Source organism: Vibrio ostreae (assembly GCF_019226825.1).
In the GTDB taxonomy this organism is placed as follows: Bacteria; Pseudomonadota; Gammaproteobacteria; order Enterobacterales; family Vibrionaceae; genus Vibrio; species Vibrio ostreae.
This window is the reverse complement of the sequence record NZ_CP076643.1, coordinates 1,328,919-1,348,397: the sequence shown is the minus strand read 5'-3', so window position 1 is coordinate 1,348,397 and position 19,479 is coordinate 1,328,919. Positions and strand designations below refer to the sequence as shown.

Genomic DNA, 19,479 nt, shown 5'->3' with positions numbered 1-19,479 from the left:
AATCTTGTAATTATTTGTCGTTCAAACCGTCCAGGAAACGCTCTGCATCCAGTGCAGCCATACAACCGGTTCCGGCTGAAGTAATCGCCTGACGGTAGTTGTGATCCATCACGTCGCCCGCGGCAAACACACCTTCGATGCTGGTTTGGGTTGCGTTGCCTTCCAGACCCGATTTAACCACGATGTAGCCGTCTTTCATTTCCAGCTGACCTTCGAAAATCGCCGTATTTGGCTGGTGGCCGATGGCGATGAAGGTACCCATAACATCAAATTCTTCCGTCTGTTCTGACTGAGTGTCTTTCAGGCGCACACCGGTGACACCCATGTCGTCGCCCAGCACTTCTTCCAGAGTACGGTTGGTGTGCAGCACGATGTTGCCGCTTTCCACTTTATCCATCAGACGGTTAATCAGGATTTTTTCCGCGCGGAACGTGTCACGGCGGTGAATCAGGTGCACTTCGCTGGCGATGTTCGACAGGTAAAGCGCTTCTTCTACTGCTGTGTTACCGCCGCCGACTACGGCAACTTTCTGGTTACGGTAAAAGAAACCGTCACAGGTTGCACACGCAGAGACGCCGCGGCCCTGGAAAGCTTGCTCTGATTCCAGACCCAGGTACTTGGCTGATGCGCCGGTCGAGATGATCAGTGCATCACAAGTGTATTCGCTGCTGTCGCCTTTAAGGCGGAAAGGGCGCTGTGAAAAATCAACCTGGTTGATGTGGTCAAACACGATTTCAGTTTCAAAACGTTCGGCGTGTTCTTTCATACGGTCCATCAGAGCAGGGCCGGTCAGGCCTTCTGCATCGCCCGGCCAGTTTTCGACTTCAGTCGTTGTGGTCAACTGACCACCTTGCTGCATACCTGTTACCAGAACAGGGTTAAGGTTAGCGCGCGCTGCGTACACGGCTGCCGTGTAGCCTGCAGGGCCCGAACCCAGAATAAGAAGTTTGCAATGTTTCACGTCGCTCATGATTGCTCCACTTTAGAAGTGCTCAGTAAATTGCAACGATTGTAGGAAATCTGGGACGGTAATAAAAGCATAAAGGGGCATCGTAACTGTAATTAATCGTTATTAGATAGAACTTGATGCTTAGCAAAATATGTTTAAATTCAATAGGGTTGTCGTTTTTTTGCCCAAGTGGTCCGGTTCTGCATTTTAGTGAGTAATTGTTAACCTACGCTGGATTTGTTGCCAGTCAACGTTATCGATGGTGAACTGCGGCGCGTGGTAAGTCCTTGGTTTTCATCGTTGCTGTTGTCAGTAACGCACGGAGGTTGAGTTATTACTTGCACAGCTGTTGTAATCAGGCGTATGTTTGGCGCTGATGCTAAGCGGAGTGTACCCATGATAAAATGGCCTGCGCTGCTCAAACTAGACGGTGATGATGAACTGCTTTATCTCGCCTCCGAGCAGCAATTTATTGAAGAATGTGCAGACATGATCGTCGGTGAGGGCGATCATGTGATTGATTGTTGTGGTCAGAGCTTTGCCATTGTGAGTTGTGCGGCCATTGTGAGTTGCGCGAACAGCGCACAAGACATTGAATTGCGCCCGACCGGTAAGCGCTATGGTGCGGAACAAGTGTGTCAGTTAATTCAGGCTCATGAGTTTGCTGCTGCTCAGGTATGTGTGACCAAAATTTATTTCCCTACCGTCGAGCAAGCCGTTAAAGCGATGGCATTCTGAATAGCGACAGAGCCGTACTGACCAGACAGGAACCTAATATGACCGGTATCACCGCACTCGATGAACTGCTGCGTAGTATGCAACCTGAACTATTAAACGGTGAGATGGTCTTCTGTACAGTGGCGGGTCAAATGGCAGATTATGTCGGCTTGGAGCCTGTGGCGATGATTCGTGAAAGGGAAGGTCTGACGCTGCTGGTCAGTAAAGCGCAGGCTGAGCAACAGGGTTGGCCGGTGGAAAGCTGCTTTCGTCAGATTTCACTCTCGGTTCATTCCAGCCTGGAAGCGGTCGGGTTAACCGCGGCGGTGGCATCTTGTCTGGCGCAGCGCGGGATCAGTGCCAATATCATTGCGGCCTATTATCATGACCATATTTTTGTTCCGGCGCATCAGGCCGGGCAGGCTTTAGCGGCATTGCAGGCTTTGTCATCAGAGAGGTAAATGCTCAACCGAGCATGGTTTACCGTTCGACACATAATTTACCGTCTGCCCCCCAATTTACTGCCTGACTAATAAAGCGCGAACCATCTCGGTTGGCGTCATTAACCGCGCAGCTAAGCGCAAAGGATACTCAGTTGTTAAAAAACCAAACCGTGGTGCTGTTTTTAACCAATGGCATTACAGCGCTGGCGTTCGCGCTGGTGTTACCGGTCATGAGTCTGTTTCTGGTCAGTGGGCTGCACACCGAGCCTGCGTATATTGGTATTTATACTACGCTGACGGCTTTAATGACGGTACTGGTCAGTCAGAAAATGACCGGGCTGATTGACAAAGGGGTTCCGGGTAAACGGTTGCTGCTGATCTCTCTGACGGGGATTGTGGCTGCGGCGTTAGGGTTTTCTGTGGCCAGCGAATTCTGGCAGGCGTTACTGGTCGGGTGTTTGCTGATGCCGTTCGCCTCGTCATCGATTCCGTTGATCCTGACCATCATTCGTCATTACGCTGACGCGAGTGGTAAAAACAGCACTAAGCTCAACTCACAAATGCGTTCATCGGTTTCCATGTTGTGGGTGTTTGGCCCGCCATTGGCATTTCTCTCAGTCGACCAGCTTGGTTTTGCCGCCAACTTTCGCACTTCTGCGCTGATCGCGGTACTGGTGATGATATGGGTGACTTTGGTTTTGCAGCAGCCCAAGCCAGAGCAAGAGGATCATCAGCAACAGAGCAAAACGGGTGCTGTCGCTGACAGCCGGCTGGGTTATGAGGTCTGGATGTTGGGCGCGGTGATGTTACTGGCCAACATGGCCAACAGCGCTTATATCAACACTATGCCGTTGTATCTTACCAAAGATCTTGGCTTGTCGACGGCTTATCCGGGCTGGTTGATGGGAGCGGCCGCGGCAGTGGAAATCCCGGTCATGCTGCTGGTGGCCGGATGGGCCGTGAAAGTAGGTAAATTATGGATTATGAAGGCCGCCTTTGTGTGCGCCATGGTCTATTATGTCTCGGTTTATTTTAGCTCCTCGGTCTGGACTATTTTGGCACTGCAACTGCTAAACGGCCTGTTTTTCGGTATTTTTGCCGGTCTCGGCGTGACGTTGATGCAGGACTATGCCGGCAAAAATATCGGTAAAGCATCGGCGTTTTACACCAACGCGATGTTAGTCGGTACCATGCTGGGGACGAGCTGTATGGGGCTGGTGTCGCAGTATTTTGGTTTCAAAGCGCCATTTTTGCTTTGCCTGCTGAGTATCGTGCTGGCCTTTGTGGTGATGAGCGGGTTTGAGAAGCGGGTCGGCGGCGAGCAAGCGCAAACGCAGACCGAGTAAATTTTGTCGATCGCCCGGTTGAGAAGCGGGTGACCTCAAGCCCGGCCGGTTGTGCCGGGCTTTTTTATCCCTGGTCATCCCGGCGGTTGCGTTTATCCTCCGAGTCGCTGTGCTTACCCCGGAGCGCGTATCCCGAAGCGGCTGCGCCGAGCCCCAAACAGTGTTTTATTCTGATTGATCTGATGATGTGTGGTTATATTGCGATTTGTGCAGAATTTAATTCTGCAGTGCTAATCGAAAGTCGTAAACGGAATAATATTGGTTAATAAAGTCTGATCTTATTTATATTACTGATTAATATTGATTTATTATTTTATTGGTGAAAAGCTTTGCTTTCTTAGCTATCGATACCGCTAAATTGGTCCTAAATGCTAATATTTCCTTGTATATTAGGTAATAATGTTAATTTATTTAATATATTGGTTTTATTTATTGTTTAAAGTTGATCTTACGACATGATTGCGTATTCTTGGTTGTGAAATATTTGTTAATTCACTCGCTGATCAATGTATATTCCTCATGGAGTCGATGATGTTACATTCTCACCAGAATACGCTACATATAACCAAATTAAGTCTTAACTCAGTGAGCCAGCTGGCTCCCTCTTTTGTCGATTTGCCTCATACCGCTCATGCGGACGGACAGTACCGTCTGCGCCGTTACTCAGTGATCAATTTTATCGCTGGTCAGGTGGTTGATACTGGTAAAAATGAGTTCATGCAGACCGACAAATTTAATCACTTTCAAGGCAATATCGCCCGTCAGTTTGAACCAGTTCTTGCGGCTACATTAGACAGTGAGGGCATGCGGGAAATGTGTGCACTGTTTGTGGCGGCCAATGGTTTACCGGATGGTCAGGAGATTGAGATTCATCAGATTCGCATCGCGACCGTGTACCAGGAAACGCAAGTAGCGCCTGAAGGTGTCCATCAGGACGGGTTCGATCATATCGCTATTGTGGCTATCGATCGTCATAACATCGAGGGCGGAGATATTCTGCTGTACCAGAATTGTGATGAAGAGCCTTTCTTCCGTAAAGTGTTGAGCAATGGTGAAATTGCGATGCTGGCGGATAACCAGTTGTGGCACAATGCTCAGCCGATTCGAGCCTGTAATGACAACCGCGGCCACATGGATTTGTTCGTGCTGACGGCAAAGCAGGGGCGATGCGCGCTACGTTCATGAACTGTGGGGATCGGGACGAATAACAAGGGCCCGTTCGCGGGCCCTTGCTGATTACTCGACAGCTCACCTTGTCATTGGCTCAATAGCTCAGTCAGACGTCGCTGCTCACTTCGACTTCGTATGAGGTGAATTTGCGAATGTTAATCACGCCGGTATCGAGGATCAGGTATTGTCCTTTGATGCCTTGCAGCACGCCGCTGACCAGCGGCTCTTTGTCAAAATTGTGCGAGGTGATCTTGGTCGGGTGCGCTTCAACCGGATAAGCCAGTTCAGTTGGCGCATCACTCACTTCGACAATCGCATCATCACCAAAGCGCTGTTTCAGCTCGGCGATTTTATCTGCCAGCAAAGGTTTCAGCTCGGCTGCGCGCTCTTCCAGCGGCAGTGGTTCACCATCGCCTTTCAGCAGGGTACGCCAGTTGGTTTTGTCGGCGATGTGCTGCGCCAGTTCTACTTCCAACAAGCCGGAAATCTGACGGGTTTTAACTTTATACAGCGGCAGGCCCTGTGTGGCCCCTTGGTCAATCCAGCGCGTCGGGATCTGGGTATGGCGGGTGATGCCGACCTTCAGGCTTGAGGTGTTCGAGAGGTAGACGTAATGGTCAACCATACAATGGCTCAGTGCCCAGTCCGGTTCGCGGCAGGTGCCCTGGTCAAAGTGGCAGGTTTCAGGCTTCATGATACACATGTCGCAGCTGGCCAGCTTTTTCATGCACACAAAGCAGTGACCCTGCGAGTAACTCTTTTTGGTTTTTTTTCCCGCATGAACAGCAGTAGATATTGCCGGTGTGTTGCAAAGTGATGGTGTGGCCGATCAAAGGGTTAAGATCGACTTCGGCATCACCGACTGGCAGTCGGTACGAGACAACTCCATCTAAATCGGCGCGCATTTTATCCAGTACGCCGGTTGCGATTAGTGACATGACATTACTCTTGGTTGATGTATTTATTATTGGCTGAGCGCTCGCTAAGGTCAGCATCGGCCTGCGGCGCCCAGCTCTTAGGATAGTTTATCAGAAAACAGCGGGTAGGCGGCAGTGTGTCTGCTATCGCGCGCTGTCTGTGGCTGATGAGGGAACGGTATCTGTCGCGGACTGAGCCGCACCGTCCGCGGCGGAGTCCGCGCTGGTTTCTGCAGCTGAAACTGTGGTTTGCGGCGGCTGCGCGGGATCCTGTATCTCGATCGGCTCTTTCGGGCCGAGGAATTTTGGCTGGGTATCGAAGATATACAGATCAAAAAACGCCTTGGTGCGGGCAAACACTTCGCGCAGACGCACCTGGAAGCCAGAGTGATTCGACGGGCCGGCGACGGCAAGACACTTGGCATGAATGTCATGGTGCTCGGCAATAAACAGTGCCCGTTCGCAGTGGAAACGCTGGGTGATGATCAGAAAATCATCAGTATCGAAAATCCGTTTGGCGCGTACGATCGAGTCGAGAGTACGGAACCCGGCGTAATCGAGATAAATCTGCTGATCCGGTACGCCGGCTTTGAGCAGATCGCGCTTCATAGTCCACGGCTCATTATACGAGCGATGAGCATTGTCACCGCTGAGCAGAAAGCCGTTCACTTTGCCCTGCTGGTAAAGCTCAATCGCAGCGCTAATGCGGTGCGTGTAGTAATCGTTAAGCGTGCGTCCCAGGTACTTGCTGGTGCCGAGCACCACCGCTACCTGAAACTTAGGAACCTGGGTAATATCATTAATGATTTTATCGCTGGCTTGCCAACTCACCCAACGGTCAATTGAGAAGATTAATACAACACCGGCCAGCAGGCTGAGCAGGGCGCGGCGCAGCCACACACGCCACCGCATGCGACGCAGCAGGGTTGTGCAGCGAGTCAGGATGACTCTGGGGTTTAAATTTGACGGTTTCTTTGTGCCCATAGGCCAATTACAACAAAGCTGATGAAAATAATGGCAAACATCATGCCTTGCTCTAAATCAGAAAGTGTCCGAGTCAGGTAAGGGCTTGCTTTAATTATGATTAATCCATAACCAAACGCGTTAATCATAATAAAAATTACGGTACGCACGATAAAGTGCTGGTTGCGCAGCAGACGGCGCAGCAGGGCGTTGATTTCACCGCCACACATCACCAGCAAGCAGGCGATCAGTGCGGTAGAAATTTCACTGAGGTAGGGCGCGATGTAATGCCCGGCCGGGGCGAAAAAACTCATCATATCCGTATCTGTCTTTAATGATCCCTGTGACGGAACAAAATCGCGGCACTATGGTATGCAAAAGGATGCAATTCACAGTGCCGCGACTTAACCATGCTCAGTCAGCATGAGAGATTAGGGTGCTGTCAGCGTTCTGATTAGAACGATGTACGCTTATAGCGACGGTAAACAGGTTGCCAGAAGTGCTGGTCAATGGCTACTTCCAGTGCTTCATCTGTGATTTCCAGCGCAACACCTTGCTCAATGGCTTTCTTCGCAACCGCAAAAGCAATCTTCTTCGATACCGAATGGATAGATTCCAGAGGCGGCAACAGCGGGCCGTGACCATTAATCGCCAGCGGAGAACACAGTGCCAGAGCACGGCTTGATTCCATCAGCATTTCGTCGGTAACACGCTTTGCGCCAACCGCCAGTACGCCCAGGCCGATACCCGGGAAGATGTAGCTGTTGTTACATTGAGCGATAGGGTAAGTCTTACCTTCGTTGATCACAGGATCGAACGGGCTGCCGGTCGCAACCAGCGCTTCACCATTGGTCCAGCGAATGATGTCGCTTGGTGTCGCTTCAACACGGCTGGTCGGGTTAGACAGCGGGAAGATAATCGGGCGCGGGCAGTGCTGATGCATCTCTTTAATCACATCTTCACTGAACAGGCCAGGCGCACCGGATACACCAATCAGAACCGTTGGTTTTGCTTGACGGACGACGTCCAGCAGTGAGTAACCGCTGCCTTCAGTGGTCCACTCGGCGATGTTGGCTTTCTTCTGTACCAGACGTTGTTGGAAGTCGAGCAGGTTAATCATGCCCTCTTCCAGCAGACCCCAACGATCAACCATGTAAACCTGAGAGCGTGCCTGCTCGTCTGAAATACCTTCTGAGACCATTTGCGCGATAATCGCTTCAGCAATACCACAACCAGCCGAGCCAGCGCCCAGGAAGGTGATACGCTGCTCAGACAGTTTGCTGCCTGCCGCGCGACATGCAGCCAGCAGAGAACCTACCGTGACGGCCGCAGTGCCCTGAATGTCATCGTTGAAACAACAGATGCGGTTCTTGTAGCGCTCCAGCAGCGGCATCGCGTTTTTCTGTGCGAAATCTTCGAACTGGATCAGTGCTTCCGGCCAGCGGTGTTGCACTGCCTGGATGAAATCTTCCACGAACGCATCGTATTCAGCGCCGGTAATACGCGGATGACGCCAGCCCATGTACATAGGGTCAGCCAGACGTTGCGGGTTGTTAGTACCGACATCGAGCACGATAGGCAGAGTGTAAGCCGGGCTGATGCCGCCACACGCGGTGTACAGCGACAGTTTACCGATTGGAATACCCATACCGCCGATCCCCTGGTCACCCAGACCAAGAATACGTTCGCCGTCGGTCACAACGATCACTTTGACGTTGTGGTTGGCTGCGTTGTTCAGCAGATCATCGATACGGTCACGGTTGGCGTAAGAGATGAACAGGCCACGGCCACGGCGGTAAATGTTAGAGAAGTTTTCACATGCAGCACCAACGGTCGGTGTGTAGATGATCGGCATCATCTCTGTGATGTGGTTTTGTACCAGACGGTAGAATAAGGTTTCGTTTGTATCCTGGATGTTGCGCAGGTAGATGTGCTTGTCCATATCGCTTTCAAAGCTGCGATATTGCTGGTAGGCACGAACGACTTGTTCCTGTATTGTTTCCGTGGCTTCAGGCAGAAGCCCTTCAAGGTTAAATGAGGCGCGCTCTTCAGCGGAAAATGCACTGCCTTTGTTTAAAAGAGGGGTACCCATAAGAGCTGGGCCGGCATAAGGGATATATAGCGGACGTTTGTCGTTATTCATTTTCGACCTTTGTAGGGATGAACGGGAAACTTAAAAATGATAACGGCTTAGCCAGCACCTTGTAAATAGACAACCGGCCTCCATCAGGCGATTATTCTGCTAAAAATAAGCAATATTTTCATTACAGGTCAGAAATAGCCAGTTAACACTGCTTTGATGTGGTGCAGGCCATATTCAATCTGATAAGTATCCTTATTCACTCACGTTTTTTGTTTAACTATGCACTCATTACCAATAGATACGCTAAAAGCCACTTTTCTGACTCAGCTCAACGATCACGATTTGGTGGTTGAAGCGGAAACTGGCTCAGGTAAATCAACCCGTTTGCCTGTTTGGGCGGCAGAAAAAGGCCGGGTACTGGTCATCGAGCCGCGCCGCATCGCCTGTACATCGCTGGCTGAATTTCTCGCCGGGCAACGCGAGGAGAAAGTCGGAGCGTCGATTGGTTACGCGATCAAACTGGAAAACCGTTTTAGTGACGCCTCGTCGGTCGTGTTTGTAACGCCGGGTGTCGCGCTGCGTTGGTTTGCACAAGATCGGCTGGTCCGCTTTGAGACCATTATGGTGGATGAGTTTCACGAACGGCGCTGGGATACGGACTTACTGGTTGCGCTGCTCAAGCAAAGCGCGTCTCATCGCCTGGTCATTACTTCAGCGACCCTGCAAGCACAGCGTCTTACATCCTATCTGGCTGCCGAGCGGCTGCAGGCCAGCGGGCGAGTGTATGACGTCAATATTGAATACCGCGCTACAGAGAGCCGCCAACTGCCGGACAGCCGGGATCTCGCTATTCGGGTTAAACAGGAAGTGCTGGCCGCCTTGCAGCAGACGGACGCGGATATTCTGGTATTTCTGCCGGGGCGAAAAGAGATTCAGCAGTGCCAGCAGTTGCTTGGCAGCCACAATGATCTGCTGGTGGTGCCTCTGCATGCCTCGGTCAGCGATAGTGAGCGTCACTTGGCGCTTAATCCGCAATCGCGTCAGAAGGTGGTGCTGGCCACCAACGTGGCAGAAACCTCCCTCACTATCCCCAATATTGCTTGTGTGATTGACAGCGGACTGGAGCGGCGCAATGAACAACGTAATGGCCGCACAGCGCTGGTGCTCAAATCCATCTCCGAGGCCAGCGCCAAGCAGCGCGCCGGACGTGCCGGACGTGTGATGCAGGGGCGGGCGATTCGTTTATACGGCCAGCACGCGGCTCTGGATGCGGTGACGCCGCCACAATTGCAGCGCGAAGACCTGACCGAAGCGATGCTGGCCGCTGCCAGTTGTGGTGTACAGCTGGACCAGATTGAGTTTCTCGAAACTCTGCCGGATAAAACCTTGCTTCAGGCGCGCGACAGGCTCACCGGCATGGGAGCGCTTGATGATGAGGGCAAGATTACCGAACATGGCCGTCAGCTGGCTCCGTTGCCGGTCGATGCCTTATATGCCGACCTGGTGGCGCGTATTGCACCCAAGGCACTCAAAGAAGCCATGGTTGACCTGACGGCGGCATTAGCGGTACCGGCCAGCTTGTATACGCTATCAGGCAGTGAAGAGCAGCTAGAGCAACTGGCGCGGGATGAACCGCTGGGCTGCGACGCTCATCTACTGATCCAATTGGTGCGTGGTGCGTCATTTGCCGGCGTCAACCCGGATGCAGAAGCGCTGCGCGAAGCGCGCGGACTGGCGCAGCAGATGCGCGATATCTACCAGCTACCGGACTTAGACGTCGCTTCCCGCTATCAACAGCCCGATCTGGCGCGTGCGATTGCCGCTTTGCATCCGGAGCTGCTGTTTGTGCGCCGCGAACGCCGCACCGAAGCGTTGGCAAATGGCCGGATGGAAGTGATGTGCGGCCGTCACAGTCGCCTGCCTGCCAGCGCACAGGCGGCTCTGGTGCTCGATCAGCACAGCCTGCCCGGGCGTGGGGTAAAACAGACGCTGACTCTCGCCACCGTGATGATGCCGCTTTCCTTTACCGTGATTGAAGAGCTTAAGCTGGGGGAGTGGCAGCAGGCCGATACCGTGCAGGAACAGCATCAGTTAAAGACTGTGCTCAACCTGGTTTATGCCGGACGCGTGGTCGCCAGCCGCATGGTCGAAGCGAGCGGTGAGCTGGCCCTCAAACCTCTGGTTGATGCGGTGGTGGCCGGTGAGTGCCTGCCCGGTTTCGCTACTTTGCGCCAGCAGCAGATTTCCTGGTGGAAACTCTATGTCGAACTCGGCCTGGATCCCAACACCAGTCAGCATCATGATCTTACCTTCGAACAGTGGTTTGCACAGCAACTGGAAACGCTTGGTGTGGAAAGCGCGGACGATTTGGCACTATTTGAGGCCGACGATTTGCCGTTTGAAGGCATACCGTACTGGGAGCTGGATGAGTTCGCACAATCGTACCCGTTTGAACTTCAGTTGGGTGATTTGAATCTCACCGTGGAGTATTACATTAAACGTAAGCTTATCCATGTGGTATACAAAAACGGGTTACGTAAAACCCTGCCCAAACGCTGGGAACTGCCACGGTGGCCCGGTTACAAGGTACAGTTTAAGAAAGCAAGCCGCATTGTGGATATCGTCTGAGCGCCCCATTTTGTTAGCGGCCTGAAATATTAACCAAGCGGAGTGAGAGTTTATTGTCTTTGATCAAATATTGTTACCATTTTGATTTTTATATAGCACTAAGTGTTGAAGACGATGCATAAAAGAACGTTTTTATATATCGCATTGCTATATAAGAAATCCGGCATATGATGATGTTAAGAGAAACCAAAGCTGCCGGAGGACAGAATGGCGAACACAAATCGAATCTCTGTCGTGTTTGATTACACCAGTTTCCTGGGCACATCCTGCACGAAAAAATGGACGTTTTCCGATGCCCTGGTTTCATTCGCCCCTGTATTCGGAACCGTATGGCACGATACGGTCAGAGATGGCAAAAGCCATGAAGAGCGATTATGGGAAATGGCACTGCAGCGCTTATCGAGCCGTCGCAGTGATGAATCCAATCTGGTCACTCTGGTCAAACTGGCCAAGCTGGAAGGGATTCAGGAACTGAAATTAGTGATGCCTTATTCGCTCGAACCGGAGCAGATTAATGCCATCCAGGCGCGCGGCGAGGCTGAAATCAAAGCCACCGCACCGGAAGAGTTCATTATTACGCTTTAAGTGACGATGAAGGCTTTCAGTGCCAACGGGTAAAACAAAACGGGGCCGATGATCGGCCCCGTTTTTTATCTTTCACCTGACGCTGCTCAGCACTCAGTCGATAAGGCCGTACTCTTTGTTCAGTACGTCGATGATTTCCTGTTTCGGATTGCTGCTCAGCTCAATCTTATGACCGACAATCTTCTCGGCAATACCAAGGTAGGTGCGTGAGATATCCATCAGTGCTTCCAGCGGCAGAGCGTTATCACGCGCCAGTGCTTCTCGCTCCGGCATACGCTCTTTGTTCAGCAGGATATCCGGATCCGGGAAATAGTTGAGCAGGAACTGACGGAAACCTTCTTTCGAGTTTTCGACGATGTTACCGGCCTGATACTCTTTCGCATCCCAGATACGTGATGAATCAGGCGTGCCCACTTCGTCCATGTAGATCAGTTTTTCAACGCCGTTGGCATCGTTGACGTAACCAAATTCAAATTTGGTATCGACAAAAATCTGGTCGATCGCCTGCAGCGCATTGCTGATCACGCCGAAACCTTCTTTCAGCAGTTTTTCGTACAGCGCGATGTCTGACGCTTTGCTGAAGTTGAATGCCGCAAAGTTGTCTTCAATGTTCTTACGGGTGATGTTGACATCGTCCGCTTCCGGCACGCCCGGAATGCCTTTCAGAATGCCTTTGGTCGACGGAGTCATCAGCAGTTCTGGCAGTGCTTTATCTTTTTCCAGACCTTCCGGCAGTTCAATACCACAGAACTCACGTTCGCCCTTGGAATAAGCACGCCACATGGAACCTGTGATGTACTGACGGCAAATCGCTTCAATCTTGATAGGTTTGGCTTTTTGTACGATCCAGACAAACGGATGAGGAATATCAAGAATGTGGCTGTCAGCCAGGCCGTTGTCTTTAAACAGTTTAAACCAGTGATTAGAGATTGCGTTCAGCGCCGCGCCTTTGCCCGGAACGCCCTGCACACCACCTTCGGCATGCCAGATACAGTCAAACGCTGAGATACGATCACTGATGACCATGATCGCCAGCGGCGCATCTTCAGCCACGTTGTAGCCTTTCTCTTTGATCAGGCGACGGCTGTCTTGTTCGGTTAACCAGTAAACAGAGCGGACTTTACCACTGTGTACCGGCTGGTTGGTGCGGATCGGGAGGTCGTCATTGACGGCAAGAACTTGGTCAGCAAGGCTCATTTAGACATTCCTATCTTGTTTCAAACGTCGTTGAGAGAAGATATCCGTAGCGTAAAAACGGGATGAGATATCGAATACTGAGCGCATCATACCAGAACTATTTTCTGTCGCCAGAGAAAAAGCAAACGTTTGCCTGATTTGCCGAGGATAGTGTTTATATTATGCGGTGATTCTGGGTTCAGCCGAGCGGGGAGATTGAATTTGTATCGCATCGCCGCTCCGGTTTTACCATTTATCTCAGCTCAGCTGAATGGTATGTGCTGCTTTAACCCAGCGTTCACCCACAACACCTGCCATCGTGCGCCTTTTCTGCTGTTCCCCCTCAATACCAAGACATAGGTTGGTATTGAGGGGGGAGTGAACCAAGCCTATAAGCCAGGCCCGTTTACAGCCTAATGGGCCGCGGTTTCCGCTAACTCTTTGCTGTGGGTATTTGAGCCTAAAGCGTTTTTATAGCGCAGCATGTAGTCGATTTTGCCGCCTTTTTTGAACAGTTTATCGAAGCCTTTTTGGCTGAACTGGTCAAACTGTCCCATCTCTTTCACGCTGCGGTTAGATCCACCCACATTGCTGCTTTTCATCGTCAGTATCTGTTCGCTCACACGGGTGACTGCTTTGGCGTAACCGTCCGTTGAGTTTAAATCGAAGGCGGCGGTATTGACCTCTTTGCGTAGTTGTTTAGACCAGTAAAACTCCAAAAATGGCACAGGTTGCGGTGGCTTATCCCAGCTGATATCCCGGGTAAAGTACATCAGTGAACGATACGGATCATTGGCAAAGTTACTCAGTCCAAGGGATGTAGGGAGCTGCTGATAAGTGATGGCCTGATCGTTTTGGTCAAATAGCCAGGTGTTGCCATCCTTTACCATCGCCTTCCAGAACTCATCCATGTTTTTTAAATCACGGTAATCTTTATCTACCGTGACATGGATATTGAAATCAGGGCCGCCCTGAGGCATCTGGTAAAAGACGTTGAAGGTGTGGTGGCCGTCCGTTAAAAAGTATTCGCCATTTGGGGCAATCACTATGGTCTTCATGTCTTTTTTACGGGTTCCGACTTCTGACTCGCACTTGAACGTGGCAGGTACATTCGGTTGGGCATTGTCTTGAATGCTTTTTACCCCTTTCTGACCATTGGCTTCACAGATCTCATCAAACATTTTCTCCCGGTCAAACTGGTAGCGGCCAAGTTTATACATGATTTGATCGTACCCGACGGAAGGTTGCGTGGGTTTCAATTGGTGTAAAGTGACGCTGATGACATCGCCTTCGCTTACATTGCCTTCGCTTACATTGCTGGCGTGTGCCGGCAGGATGAACAGGCTCAAGGCACCAAGGGCGGTAACAATGACTTTGTGATTCATAGGGTTCTCGGTTTTTCTGGAAAGTAAACGAATAAATTAATGAGAGTCTATTGCAGTAAAGTGTCGGGATTATTTCATTGAGTGCTGAGAGTGTATCAAGGTGCGAAATCAATTTTGCGGTATCAAAAAACTCTTTGATGTAAGGATGCGCTTGATGTCGTTCAGGCGGCGGTTAACCGGTTAGAAGATTGCATCTGGTTTAACGCGGTTAAAGGCGCGGTGATGGGGCGGAGCAGTTTGCCCGCGATCTGGGGCTGGCTCAGGTTGATAACCGCTATTTCCCTCTGATCTGTTTTAAATGGCTCAGTTAATAAACTTTTAAATTTGTGATCTATTTATCTTGTTAAATAGAATTGTCTTAAAATACGTGCTTCTTAAGCCAGTTTCCCTCCTCTTTATACTTTTTCTTCCGCCTCATTCGTTATCTTGATTCAATGCTTGCGTGTTTGTCCTTTGTCCCGTCTTATGGACACTATTTAGTATTGTGGTGTTAGAACATTCTCATTAGATTGAACATCATAGGATGCATAAACACTCAGATAAAAATAAATACTAAAAATAGTCACACTTACTAATTTGATCTGTAACTCAAGGTAAAAAATGAAAATGATTACCTCTCGACAACATCGATTATTACGATTCCTGCTACAACATCGGGAATACGTCACTTTATTCAATCTGGCAGAACAACTTGGTGTGTCGACAAAAACTATCCAGCGTGACCTGAATATTATTACGGCCTACCTGGCTGATTTGAACGTGCAAATCGATAAAAAAGTAGGTGCTGGTGTTTTGCTGGTGGCTGAGAGTACCGCCGACCTGTTGCAACTGGAGTTGCAACTGAGTGATGACAATGAAGATTCCGACGGTGTTCTGGGCCATGCGCGGCGGATAAAAATTGCCTCATGGTTATTGAGTGAAACCCCTAAAGAAACGTCAATTAACAAGCTTTCCGAGCGCCACCACATCAGCAATGCGTCAATCGTCAATGATTTAAAGGTTATCGAAGACTGGATCACACCACTTGGGCTTGAACTGATTCGCAGCCAAAGCGGCACTCGAATTCAAGGTGATGAGAACAGTGTGCGTCAGGCCATGGCGGCATTGATTAACGGGCTAATCAACCATCAGGATCCCGGTTTGGTGAACCATTCAAGACTTGACCCGGGCAGCTATAAAGCCTTGGTTCACTATTTTGGCGAAGGCGAGGTGGGGTTTGTTCAGGCTCTGCTACAGGACATGGAAGAAGATCTTGCCTATCCGTTAGGTGAACCTTACTACATCAATATTTTCACCCATATATTGATCATGATGCACCGGCGTATCAAGGGGAATTTGCTGGGAAATCCATGCTATGAAGCGCGCCAGCATCCTAAGGATTCAGCATTCAGGGTGGCGGGTAAAATGGTGGATAAAATCGAGCAGCACATCGATTTATCTTTACCGGAAAATGAGGTGTGGTTTATTTACCAGTACATTATTTCATCAGGAATATTGGTGTCTGAAAATCAAAACAACAGTGTATTGCATACTGAATTATGCAGTTATCAGGCACGGGATATTTCCCTACAACTGGTCACACGATTCTCGCAGCTGATTAATATTGATCTGGCTGCAGATAAACAGTTATTGGATGGCATGGAAGTGCATATACGTCCGCTGATAAACCGTCTTCATTATCAAATTATTATTCGTAATCCACTGCTAGATGAAATTAAAAATGAGCTGGCGGATGTCTATCATTTGACTCGTATTGCGGTGAATGATGTGTTTACCACTGATATATCAGCGGCCGTTTCTGATGATGAAGTCGGTTATCTGGCGGTCCATTTTCAGGCTGCCATTGAACGCCAGATCACGCACAAGCGCGTATTACTGGTGTGTTCAACCGGGGTAGGGACGTCACACCTGCTCAAAAGCCGCATTGTACGGGCATTTCCCGATTGGGAAATCGTGGCGACGGTGCCATCGAGCCACTTACAAAGCGTCAATCAGAAACTCGCGCCTGATCTGATTATCTCAACGGTTCATGTGGCAGAAATTGACACTCCGGTGGTGTATGTCACCGCGTTTCTCAACGATGCAGATCTGCAGCGAATTACAGAAAAACTCATAACAGAAAAGCTACATCTCGCAAGCGATGTATACAACGTTACTCAATCTTAATCCCAGGATATCGAAGGTGATTTATGGACATTTCAAAAGTACTCAGCGTAAAGCACATCAAATTAAACATGGTGGCTACAACTAAAAAAGAAGCGATTGAAGAACTGACCGATTTATTGGTTGACGATGGGGCTGTGATTGATAAAGAGCATTTTGTCCGCGATGTATGGCTGCGTGAGGAACAAGGCTCAACTGGTTTTGAAAACCACATTGCGATTCCACATGGTAAATCTGAGGCGGTACGCCAGACTACGTTGGCGATTGGCCGCACCCAGAACGACATCCCTTGGGAAACCATGGATGGCAGTGACATTCGCTGCATTATCTTGTTTGCTGTTCGCATGGTTGACCAGAATACCACGCATATTCGTCTGTTATCGCAAGTTTCAAGCGCATTGGCAGATGAAGAGATCATCGAGCAGTTGCTGCAAGAACAAGATCCGCAAAAAATCGTTGAGCTGTTTAATCCGGAAACGGTAACGGAATAACGGTTTTCATTTATTTTCAACTATCCGTTAGTAGTTTAAACCAAAAATAAACTTGTCGAGGTTAATGATGAATATTGTAGGAATTACCGCATGCACTGTCGGTATTGCTCACACGTATATTGCGCAAAAGAAAATTGAATTAGCCGCTAAAAAAGCGGGAAATAACGTAAAAATTGAAACTCAGGGGACGATCGGTATCGAAAATAAATTGACCGATGAAGATATTGCCCAAGCGGATATTGTGCTGTTAGCCGCCGATGTTAATGTCACCGGTGAAGAACGATTTGCCGGAAAAAAAGTCGTTAAAGTGTCCACAGAAGTCGCTATTAAATCGCCTAACAAGCTTATCGAAAAACTCCAGCAGTTAGTGACGGAGTAATTTCAGCCAGACGAATTACAATAACAAACAGAGGGTTTTATCTATGAGTATAAAGGACATCTGGAGAGCAGCTAACCCTAAAGGTCATCTGCTGACCGCTATCTCGTTTTTGATTCCGATTGTCTGTGGTGCCGGCTTTATTATTGCCATCGGCATGGCGATGGGAGGCAAGCCTCAGGACGCCTTGGTACTGGGTGAGTTTGACTTGTGGACGTCAATGGCGACCATGGGGGCCAAAGCGCTCGGACTGTTACCCGTTGTGATTGCCTGTGGTATTGCCGGCTCGATTGCGGGTAAACCCGGCATCGCACCAGGTTTTGTGGTCGGCCTAGCGGCAAACACCATTTCTGCTGGTTTTATTGGCGGGATTCTGGGTGGTTATATTGCCGGTTATATCGCGCTGGGTATCATTAAAAATGTCAAAGTGCCGAGCTGGGCCAGAGGATTAATGCCGACACTGATTGTGCCGTTTTTTGCCTCGGTGATCAGTGGCTTAATTATGGTCTATATCGTCGGGACTCCAATTGGCATCTTCACCGATACTCTGACCGGTTTCCTGAGAAGCATGGGGACATCATCCAATCTGGTATTGGGCGCAGTGATTGGTGCTCTGTGTATCCTGGATTTCGGCGGACCGATCAATAAAACCTGTTTTGCCTTTGTACTGACGCTTCAGGCGCAGGGCATCAACGAGCCGATTACTGCACTGCAGTTAGTCAATACGGCCACACCTATCGGCTTCGGACTGGCATACTTCATTAGTAAACTTCTGCGCAAGAACATTTATAACAATGAAGAAATCGAAACTTTAAAATCGGCTGTTCCTATGGGGGTGGTGAACATTGTTGAAGGGTCTATACCGATCGTGATGAATGATATTGTACGCGGTATCTCTGCGGCGGCCATCGGCGGCGCTTGTGGTGGTGCAGTGACGATGGTTTACGGTGCGGACGCAACAGTACCTTTCGGCGGCATTTTTATGATTCCGACTATGTCTAATCCAATGGCCGGTATTATGGCTCTGGTCGTCAATATACTTGTTACCGCCACGGTTTATGCGGTAATCAAGAAAGATGTTCCTCGTGATGTTGTTATAAATAATGATGATGAAGAGGAAGATATCGACCTAGACGATATAAAAATCAGCTAAATATATTTTAAATTTCCAATCCAGTTAATTTAACAGCCTTAATTAAAGTTTTGGCTGATGGGTCTCTGCACCCTGAAAAAATAGATTATCTTTTCTCTAACGAACGGATTATATAACCATGAGTGAACATATTAATATTTCGCCATCGTTAATGACGATGGACCTGGATCAGTTCAAAGAGCAGATTACTTTTTTAAACGACCATGTCGATTCATTCCATATTGATATTATGGATGGCCATTTTGTGCCTAATCTGAGCTTATCGCCGTGGTTTATTGAACAAACCCGCAAGCTGACCAACAAAGAAATGTCAGCCCATTTGATGGTGACGGATCCGTCATTCTGGGTGCAGCAACTGATTGATATTCGATGTGAGGTCATTTGTATGCCGGCAGAACGTGTCAATGGCATCGCTTTCAGGCTGATTGACCAAATCCATGATGCGGGACTGAAAGCGGGTATCGTATTGAACCCGGAAACGCCGGTGAGCGAGATCCTGCCATACATCGATCTGCTGGACAAAGTAACGGTAATGACGGTCGATCCTGGCTTTGCCGGTCAGCGCTTCCTGGTCAATATGCTGGATAAAATTACCGAACTGCGACAACTGCGTGAAGAGCATGGTTACCAGTATCGGATTGAAATGGATGGGTCGACCAATAAGAAGCACTGGAAAGTGATTCACGATGCCAAACCAGACATCTACGTAATTGGCCGCAGCGGGCTGTTTAACCTCGCTGATAATATCCACAGCTCGTGGGAGATGATGGTAACGGAGTTTGAACAGGAAACCGGCCAAAAATTTGCCTGATTGACCAAACCATTCCGTTACTTTCTCTAACCAAGGAGATCATCAGGAGGTGCTCTCCTTTTAATGCTGTTATTGCTATTGACCTTAAACCTCGATTCAACCTTAGAGTTTGCATAACCACTG

17 protein-coding genes and 1 pseudogene are annotated in these 19,479 nt (G+C 49.5%); 11 read left to right on the top strand and 7 right to left on the bottom strand.

Features of this window, described 5'->3' with window-relative positions:
* Positions 1-10 precede the first annotated feature (10 nt).
* Entirely contained in the window at positions 11-970 is a 960-nt protein-coding gene (trxB, locus tag KNV97_RS12230) for a thioredoxin-disulfide reductase (RefSeq protein ID WP_136484094.1), read from the bottom strand.
* A 375-nt stretch (positions 971-1,345) separates the two neighbouring features.
* On the opposite strand from trxB, the gene KNV97_RS12225 reads away from it, so the two are divergent.
* The 4 genes from KNV97_RS12225 to KNV97_RS12210 all read left to right on the top strand — a co-directional run bounded on the left by KNV97_RS12225 (position 1,346) and on the right by KNV97_RS12210 (position 4,640).
* Positions 1,346-1,687, top strand: a complete 342-nt coding sequence (locus KNV97_RS12225; RefSeq protein ID WP_136484093.1) for a DUF4144 family protein — start codon at positions 1,346-1,348, stop codon at positions 1,685-1,687.
* A gap of 38 nt (positions 1,688-1,725) precedes the next feature.
* Positions 1,726-2,127 carry an ACT domain-containing protein gene (locus tag KNV97_RS12220; protein WP_136484092.1) on the top strand — a complete coding sequence of 134 codons (402 nt, stop codon included), beginning with the start codon at positions 1,726-1,728 and terminating at the stop codon, positions 2,125-2,127.
* A 134-nt stretch (positions 2,128-2,261) separates the two neighbouring features.
* Positions 2,262-3,455, top strand: coding sequence for a sugar efflux transporter (locus KNV97_RS12215; RefSeq protein ID WP_136484091.1), 1,194 nt, complete (start codon positions 2,262-2,264; stop codon positions 3,453-3,455).
* Positions 3,456-3,986: 531 nt separating this feature from the next.
* Entirely contained in the window at positions 3,987-4,640 is a 654-nt protein-coding gene (locus KNV97_RS12210; protein WP_136484392.1) for a 2OG-Fe dioxygenase family protein, read from the top strand.
* A 91-nt stretch (positions 4,641-4,731) separates the two neighbouring features.
* On the opposite strand, the pseudogene KNV97_RS12205 reads toward KNV97_RS12210, so the two are convergent.
* From KNV97_RS12205 to KNV97_RS12190, 4 genes and pseudogenes are all read right to left on the bottom strand, one after another.
* Positions 4,732-5,563, bottom strand: a pseudogene (locus tag KNV97_RS12205) (DUF2797 domain-containing protein).
* 123 nt (positions 5,564-5,686) lie between these two features.
* Positions 5,687-6,526 (bottom strand): SanA/YdcF family protein, encoded by an 840-nt coding sequence (locus KNV97_RS12200; RefSeq protein ID WP_168796981.1) that lies wholly within the window; start codon positions 6,524-6,526, stop codon positions 5,687-5,689.
* Positions 6,499-6,822, bottom strand: a complete 324-nt coding sequence (locus KNV97_RS12195; protein WP_168796980.1) for a DUF3392 domain-containing protein — start codon at positions 6,820-6,822, stop codon at positions 6,499-6,501. The genes KNV97_RS12200 and KNV97_RS12195 overlap by 28 nt, the downstream gene beginning before the upstream one ends.
* Positions 6,823-6,959: 137 nt before the next feature.
* Complete coding sequence (locus KNV97_RS12190; protein WP_136484088.1) at positions 6,960-8,648, bottom strand: NAD-dependent malic enzyme; 1,689 nt, start codon at positions 8,646-8,648, stop codon at positions 6,960-6,962.
* Positions 8,649-8,867: 219 nt separating this feature from the next.
* On the opposite strand from KNV97_RS12190, the gene KNV97_RS12185 reads away from it, so the two are divergent.
* Positions 8,868-11,216: a helicase-related protein gene (locus tag KNV97_RS12185; RefSeq protein ID WP_136484087.1), complete on the top strand. Its 2,349-nt coding sequence runs from the start codon at positions 8,868-8,870 to the stop codon at positions 11,214-11,216.
* 207 nt (positions 11,217-11,423) lie between these two features.
* Positions 11,424-11,801: a transporter gene (locus tag KNV97_RS12180; RefSeq protein WP_136484086.1), complete on the top strand. Its 378-nt coding sequence runs from the start codon at positions 11,424-11,426 to the stop codon at positions 11,799-11,801.
* A gap of 93 nt (positions 11,802-11,894) precedes the next feature.
* Here the strand turns inward: KNV97_RS12180 and KNV97_RS12175 are convergent, their stop codons facing one another.
* On the bottom strand, positions 11,895-12,998 hold the full coding sequence (locus KNV97_RS12175) for a phosphoribosylaminoimidazolesuccinocarboxamide synthase (protein WP_136484085.1): 1,104 nt from the start codon (positions 12,996-12,998) through the stop codon (positions 11,895-11,897).
* A gap of 392 nt (positions 12,999-13,390) precedes the next feature.
* On the bottom strand, positions 13,391-14,362 hold the full coding sequence (locus KNV97_RS12170) for a ParB/Srx family N-terminal domain-containing protein (RefSeq protein ID WP_136484084.1): 972 nt from the start codon (positions 14,360-14,362) through the stop codon (positions 13,391-13,393).
* 600 nt (positions 14,363-14,962) lie between these two features.
* On the opposite strand from KNV97_RS12170, the gene KNV97_RS12160 reads away from it, so the two are divergent.
* The 5 genes from KNV97_RS12160 (at position 14,963) to alsE (ending at position 19,356) form a co-directional block, all read left to right on the top strand.
* A complete protein-coding gene (locus KNV97_RS12160) occupies positions 14,963-16,528 on the top strand; it encodes a BglG family transcription antiterminator (protein ID WP_136484077.1) in 1,566 nt (521 codons plus the stop codon).
* Between the two features lie 23 nt (positions 16,529-16,551).
* Positions 16,552-17,016: a PTS sugar transporter subunit IIA gene (locus KNV97_RS12155; protein WP_136484076.1), complete on the top strand. Its 465-nt coding sequence runs from the start codon at positions 16,552-16,554 to the stop codon at positions 17,014-17,016.
* A gap of 64 nt (positions 17,017-17,080) precedes the next feature.
* Positions 17,081-17,395 (top strand): PTS fructose transporter subunit IIB, encoded by a 315-nt coding sequence (locus KNV97_RS12150; RefSeq protein ID WP_240798148.1) that lies wholly within the window; start codon positions 17,081-17,083, stop codon positions 17,393-17,395.
* 43 nt (positions 17,396-17,438) lie between these two features.
* Complete coding sequence (locus tag KNV97_RS12145) at positions 17,439-18,545, top strand: PTS fructose transporter subunit IIC (protein WP_218563229.1); 1,107 nt, start codon at positions 17,439-17,441, stop codon at positions 18,543-18,545.
* Positions 18,546-18,663: 118 nt separating this feature from the next.
* Positions 18,664-19,356, top strand: a complete 693-nt coding sequence (alsE, locus tag KNV97_RS12140) for a D-allulose 6-phosphate 3-epimerase (RefSeq protein ID WP_256612958.1) — start codon at positions 18,664-18,666, stop codon at positions 19,354-19,356.
* Positions 19,357-19,479: the final 123 nt, after the last annotated feature.